This is a genomic window from Pseudomonas sp. FSL R10-2189 (genome assembly GCF_009600325.1).
Classification (GTDB): Bacteria; Pseudomonadota; Gammaproteobacteria; order Pseudomonadales; family Pseudomonadaceae; genus Aquipseudomonas; species Aquipseudomonas helleri.
The window spans coordinates 259046-265449 of record NZ_WIVZ01000002.1 but is presented as its reverse complement, the minus strand read 5'-3'; the positions used below and the strand labels follow the sequence as shown (position 1 = coordinate 265449).

Annotated in this window: 4 protein-coding genes; all 4 read left to right on the top strand. The window is 59.4% G+C overall.

Going from position 1 to position 6404, the window contains the following annotated elements; all coding sequences use genetic code 11:
• Positions 1–975 (top strand): 2-oxo acid dehydrogenase subunit E2 (locus GHO32_RS03215; RefSeq protein WP_178113833.1); only part of this gene is annotated, 975 nt, incomplete at its 5' end.
• 380 nt (positions 976–1355) lie between these two features.
• Entirely contained in the window at positions 1356–2744 is a 1389-nt protein-coding gene (locus tag GHO32_RS03210; protein WP_368668431.1) for an alkaline phosphatase D family protein, read from the top strand.
• A gap of 186 nt (positions 2745–2930) precedes the next feature.
• Positions 2931–5624, top strand: coding sequence for an EAL domain-containing protein (locus GHO32_RS03205; RefSeq protein ID WP_153335363.1), 2694 nt, complete (start codon positions 2931–2933; stop codon positions 5622–5624).
• Between the two features lie 67 nt (positions 5625–5691).
• On the top strand, positions 5692–6339 hold the full coding sequence (gene msrA / locus GHO32_RS03200; RefSeq protein WP_153335362.1) for a peptide-methionine (S)-S-oxide reductase MsrA: 648 nt from the start codon (positions 5692–5694) through the stop codon (positions 6337–6339).
• Positions 6340–6404 lie beyond the last annotated feature (65 nt).

The following is a 6404-nucleotide window of genomic DNA, read 5'->3' as shown; positions in this document are numbered from 1 at the left end:
GCCAAGGCTGAAGCGGCCCCTGCTCCGGCACCGGCGGCTGCCCCTGCGCCAAGCGGTGCCAAAGTTCACGCCGGCCCTGCCGTGCGTCAACTGGCCCGTGAGTTTGGTGTAGAGCTGAGCGCGGTGAGCCCAAGTGGCCCACACGGTCGCGTCTTGAAAGAAGACGTACAGGCTTACGTCAAAACCGCTCTGCAGAAGGCCAAGGAAGCTCCGGCTGCCGGCGCTGCAACTGGCGGCGCAGGCATTCCGCCGATCCCGACGGTCGACTTCAGCCGCTTCGGTGAAGTTGAAGAAGTGGCCATGACCCGCCTGATGCAAATCGGCGCATCGAGCCTGCACCGCAGCTGGCTGAACATCCCGCACGTGACTCAGTTCGACCAGGCTGACATCACCGAGCTGGAAGCTTTCCGCGTCGCGCAAAAAGCCGTCGCAGAAAAAGCCGGTGTGAAACTGACCGTTCTGCCGCTGCTGCTCAAGACCTGCGCACACCTGCTCAAGGAACTGCCAGACTTCAACAGCTCGCTGGCGCCAAGCGGCAAAGCGATCATCCGCAAGAAGTACGTACACATCGGCTTCGCCGTAGACACTCCAGACGGCCTGCTGGTGCCGGTGATCAAGAACGTTGATCAGAAGAGCCTGCTGCAACTGGCAGGTGAAGCCGCTGCACTGGCTGCCAAAGCCCGTGACAAGAAGCTCACCGCTGACGACATGCAGGGCGCTTGCTTCACCATTTCCAGCTTGGGTCACATTGGCGGCACCGGCTTCACGCCGATCGTCAACGCACCGGAAGTGGCGATCTTGGGCGTGTCCAAGGCAACCATGCAGCCAGTCTGGGACGGCAAAGCCTTCCAGCCGAAGCTGATGCTGCCACTGTCGCTGTCCTACGATCACCGCGTGATCAACGGCGCTGCAGCTGCACGTTTCACCCAGCGTCTGAGCCAGTTGCTGGGCGACATCCGCACTATCCTGCTGTAAGCCACGTCCCGGCCTTCCTCACCGAAGGCCGGGATAGCGCACTGTTTTCCGAGCGCCACGCTCGTACCTCAACCCCGCCCAATAAGCGGGGCTTTTTTTTGCCTGAAATCCCCCCTCACCCCAACCCTCTCCCTCCGGGAGAGGGAGCTGATTAGAGGTGTTCTTGAACCCGCGTGCGGTCAGTTCCCTCTCCCTCCGGGAGAGGGCTAGGGTGAGGGGTTCTTGATTCTGTAACCAGAAAATTCCCTCACCACACAACACCCCGGCACTACGAAGCCCGCTGATGTTGAGAGGCGAAGTTCCCTCTGCCCCCCTCTACGGTTAATGAAAGGACTTAACCACGGCGACAGGGATCGCCACTTATCAAAAAGGATTTCGACGTGGACACACCCACCGTTGGCCCCATAGTGGGCTACACCACCTCAGAGCAAGCGCGCATTTTTATCCGGGGCGCTGCCGATGCTGAAAATGCCGTTTTTGCCGCGATTCGCTACCGCAAAGCGGGCACGCAGCAATGGTCTGCTGGCCTCTATTCGAAGCTCAGCAACATTTACGACATGTCTGACACCCTGGTCCTGCGCGGGCTGAGCGCAGACACCCCCTACGAATACCAGGCGGGCTGGTTCAGAACCACTTACCTGGACCACACTCCGGACACCGTCAAACACATAGCGCTGGAATGGCCCTCAACGATCTACCGGTTTAAATCTGCCTCCCCCAAACGCAACCGCACGCATCGCTACGTTGTAGGCTCATGCCGCTACCTGCGGCTCACGCTGAATACCCCTTCCAAGCCAGAACTGGGCGACAAGATCTTCAAGGCCATCAGCGACCTGAACGCCAGCACACCGCTTGATGGCATGTTGATGATTGGGGATCAGGTGTACGTCGATGACATGAACATCTTCGCACCCGACCGGGAGTACGCAGACATCTCGCGCAAATACCGGGCAGCCTTCTCACAGCCGCACATCCGCCAGCTCATGGCCAGCACCCCGACCTACATGATCCTCGACGACCATGAGATCGAAGATAACTGGCCTGCAAGTCGCAGCCACCAGGACGACGAGCTCTACAGCAATGCCATTCGCGCCTACGAAACCTTCCAGTGCAGCCACGGCCCCGCCCACGACCTGCTCACAGACGGGCGCATCAACCGCAGCGTAGAGAAATACTGGTACACCTTTGCCGATGGCGACACCGACTGGTTTGTCATGGACTGTCGCACCGAGCGCGTGTTAACCGGTACTGACCGCAGGATGATCGGCGTCGAGCAAGAAAACGCCCTGCATAAATGGGTGAAAAACAGCACCGCCAAAGTGAAGTTCATCGTCAGCAGCGTAGTGTTCATGCCCGATCAAAAAAGCCATGGCGATGACGGCTGGAAGTCATTTTCCGCACAACGCCTGCGCCTGCTGGAAGTCATCCGCACCAACGCCGTTAAAAACGTGATGTTTGTCAGCGGCAACATCCACGGCTCTTTGACCTGCTCGCTCACCCACAGCGAAGACCCGAACTTTGTAGTGCACGGCATCGTATCGTCACCGCTGTGCAACAGCAGGCTGTTACCGTACGCGAAGGCCAGTAATCTGCTGCTCAATGCTCCGCTGGCCAGTCATGGGCAAGGCCATTATTCCCCCGCGTTGACCAGCACCATGGTCAGCGAAGACAACTTTGCCTGCCTGACCCTCAGCGGGCAGTCCTTGCAGGTCGATTTTTATAACCCGAAGGGTCGGGTGCTTGAGTCGGTGACGATTGCATTGAAATAACAGTCATAAAACTGAAACCAGCGATCGCCAGCCTGTTGCATCCTGACGTTGCGGCGCTAACCTTCAAGTGGGTGATGTCAATCATGTTCACTTGTCAGCTCAGTACGCATGATGCAACCTTGCCGCAGACCGCAGGAACAGGGCTTGAGCCCTGGTGCCATCCGTATGTGTGAAGCGAGTACCCCCATGAAAAGCCAATCCGATGCTGCCCTGCGAACGGCAGCCGAGGTCGTGACGCAGTTACCCGTGCCCTCGCGGCTCGGGATGCTGCGTTTCGAGCGGCTTAATGAAGCCAGTTGGGCCTTGCTTTACCTCGACCCTGGCTGCGAGCGCTACGTCGGGTTGCCCGCCACTGAGCTGTGCGCACTGGTCGGCTCGCCCTACGCCAGCCTGATGGAGCCCAAAGCGCGCTATCGCTTGCATGACGCGATTGCGCTGCAACTGCGCGCCAGCCCCCACTATGTGGTGCATTACACCCTGCACACGCCCCTGGGGGCGCTGAATCTGATGGAAGTGGGCGAAGCCTACAAGCAACACAACCGCCAGCTCTTGCGCGGTTATGTGCTAGTGGTGGAGGGCTCGGTCAGCAGCACCGCGCTGGCCCCGGTCGCTGAGCTGGAAACACAAAACAGCCGGTTGCACATCGCCCTGGAACTCAACCAGCGCGCCCAGCAAGAACAACTGCAACACCTTGAACGTGTGCGCGCCCAACAGGACTTGATCCTGCGTCTGGCCCGCCACCGCTACAGCCAGCACAACTCGCTGCAAGAAGCCGCCGAACTGATCACCCGCAGCGCCTGCGACATTTACCAACTGGACGCCGCCAGCCTGTGGACCCTCGACGGTCACCGCCTGCTGCCGATTTCGGCGTTTCAACGCGAAAGCCAGGCGTATGTGGCACAAGACGCCATCGACATCAGCCTGTTCCCGGACTACCTCGACGCCCTGCACACCAGCCGCTCCATCGACGCGCAAAATGCCAACCGCGACCCGCGCACCCGGGAACTGGCGGCCTGCCTGAACCGCCACGACACCAACGCCATGCTCGATGCCAGCATTCGCATCGACGGCCAAGTGATTGGCGTGCTGTGCCTTGAGCAAACCGGCAAGACGCGGGCCTGGCAAGCCGATGAAATCGCCTTTGCCGGCGAGTTGGCCGACCAGTTCGCGCAAGTGATCAACAACCACAACCGGCGCGCAGCCACTAACGCCCTGCACCTGTTCCAGCGGGCCGTCGAGCAAAGTGCCAATGCCTTTTTGCTGGTCAATTGCGACGGCGTGGTCGAGTACGTCAACCCGAGCTTCACCGCCATCACCCAATACAGCGCCGAAGAAGTCCAGGGCCACAAGCTGTCTGAACTGCTGGCGCTGGAGAACCTCAGCGACCTGCTGTTCGATGCGCATTCAAGCTTGAGCAAGGGCAATAGCTGGCAAGGCGAGTTCAAAAGCCGGCGTAAAAACCTTGAGCCCTACTGGGGCCAGATGTCGATCTCGAAGGTGTATGGCGACAACCGCGAACTGACCCATTACATCGGTATTTACGAAGACATCACCGAGGCCAAGCTGGCGCAACAGCGGATCGAACGCCTGGCCTACACCGACAACCTGACCGGCCTTGGCAACCGCCCGGCCTTTATCCGTAACCTCGATGAGCGGTTCACCCATGACAGCGCTACCAAGGTGTGCTTGTTGCTGGTAGACATCGACAACTTCAAGCGGATCAACGACAGCCTCGGCCACCAAACCGGCGACAAGCTCTTGATCAGCCTGGCGCGCCGCCTGCGCAACAGCCTGAACCCCGAAGATAATCTGGCCCGCTTCGCCAGTAACGAATTTGCCGTATTGCTGGACAACGCCTCCCTTGAAGTCGGCCAGCAAACCGCCAGCCAGTTGCTGATGACCCTCGACAAACCGATGTTCGTCGATAACCAACTGATCAGCGTCACCGGCTCTGTCGGCGTGGCCTGTGCGCCCCTGCACGGGCTCGACCCGCAGACCTTGATGCGTAACGCCGGGCTGGCGCTGCACAAGGCCAAAGCCAACGGCAAGCATCAGGTGCAGGTGTTCACCGAAACCTTGAACGCCGAGGCCAGTTATAAGCTGTTCGTCGAAAACAACCTGCGCCGCGCCCTGACCCAAAACGAGCTGGATGTGTTCTACCAACCCAAACTGTGTTTACGCACAGGGCGGCTGTTGGGCATGGAAGCCCTGCTACGTTGGGACCACCCGGAAAAAGGCATGATCCGCCCCGACCAGTTCATCAGCGTCGCGGAAGAAACCGGGCTGATCATCCCCATTGGCAAGTGGGTCGCGCGCCAGGCCTGCCGCATGAGCAAGCAACTGAGTGCGGCGGGGTTTGGCAATTTGCAGGTGGCGATCAACCTGTCGCCCAAGCAGTTTTCCGACCCGGATCTGGTTGCCTCGATTGCCAGCATCCTCAAGGAAGAACAACTGCCCCCGGCCTTGCTGGAGCTGGAACTGACCGAAGGCCTGCTGCTGGAAGCCACCGATGACACCCGCCTGCAGCTGGATCAGCTCAAGGAACTGGGCCTGACCCTGGCCATGGACGACTTTGGTACTGGGTATTCCTCACTCAGCTACTTGAAGAAATTCCCGATCGACATCATCAAAATCGACCGCAGCTTTATCAAAGACATCCCCGATAACCAGAACGACATGGAAATCACCTCAGCGGTGATTGCCATGGCCCATAACCTTAAGCTTAAAGTAGTGGCCGAAGGCATCGAGACCGCCGCCCAACTGGCCTTCTTGCGCCGCCACCGCTGCGACGTGGGCCAGGGTTACCTGTTCGACCGGCCGATCCCCGGCGCCGAGCTGGAACGTGCACTCAAACGCTACCCGCGCGGACCGCTGACCTGACAGCGACGCAGCACTCGGGCACACTGCTGTTCTAACTTCCTGCAATCTGACTGAGAGGACATGAAACATGGTCTTGCGCTCGGAAATCCTGGTGAATAAAAACGTGCTACCCACTCAAGAACAAGCCCTGCCGGGCCGTGAAACACCGATGCAACTGCCTGAAACCCACTTCGTCAACGGCAACCCGTTGCTGGGCCCGTTTTTGGACGACGTCGGCTTTGCAATCTTTGGTTTGGGTTGCTTCTGGGGCGCAGAACGCAAGTTCTGGCAAGTACCCGGCGTGGTCAGCACGGTGGTGGGTTACGCCGGTGGCTTTACCCCCAACCCGACCTATGAAGAAGTCTGCTCAGGCCTGACCGGCCACACCGAAGTGGTGCTGGTGGTGTATGACCAGGCAAAAGTGAAATACGAAGACCTGCTGAAATTGTTCTGGGAACTGCACAACCCGACCCAGGGCATGCGCCAGGGCAACGACATCGGCACCCAATACCGCTCGGTGATCTACTGCACCACGCCAGAACAACTGGCAGCGGCCGAGGCCAGCAAAGCGGCCTACCAGGCTGAATTGACCAAGGCCGGCCTGGGCACCATCACCACCGAAATCGACCAGGCGCCAACGGTCTACTTCGCCGAGGCGTACCACCAGCAATACCTGGCGAAAAACCCGCAAGGCTACTGCGGCATCGGCGGCACAGGCGTGACCTGCCCGATCTGACACAACACCCCTGTAGGAGCAGCCGGTCGACGCTCGATTGTCTCGCGATCTTTTGATCTTAAAAG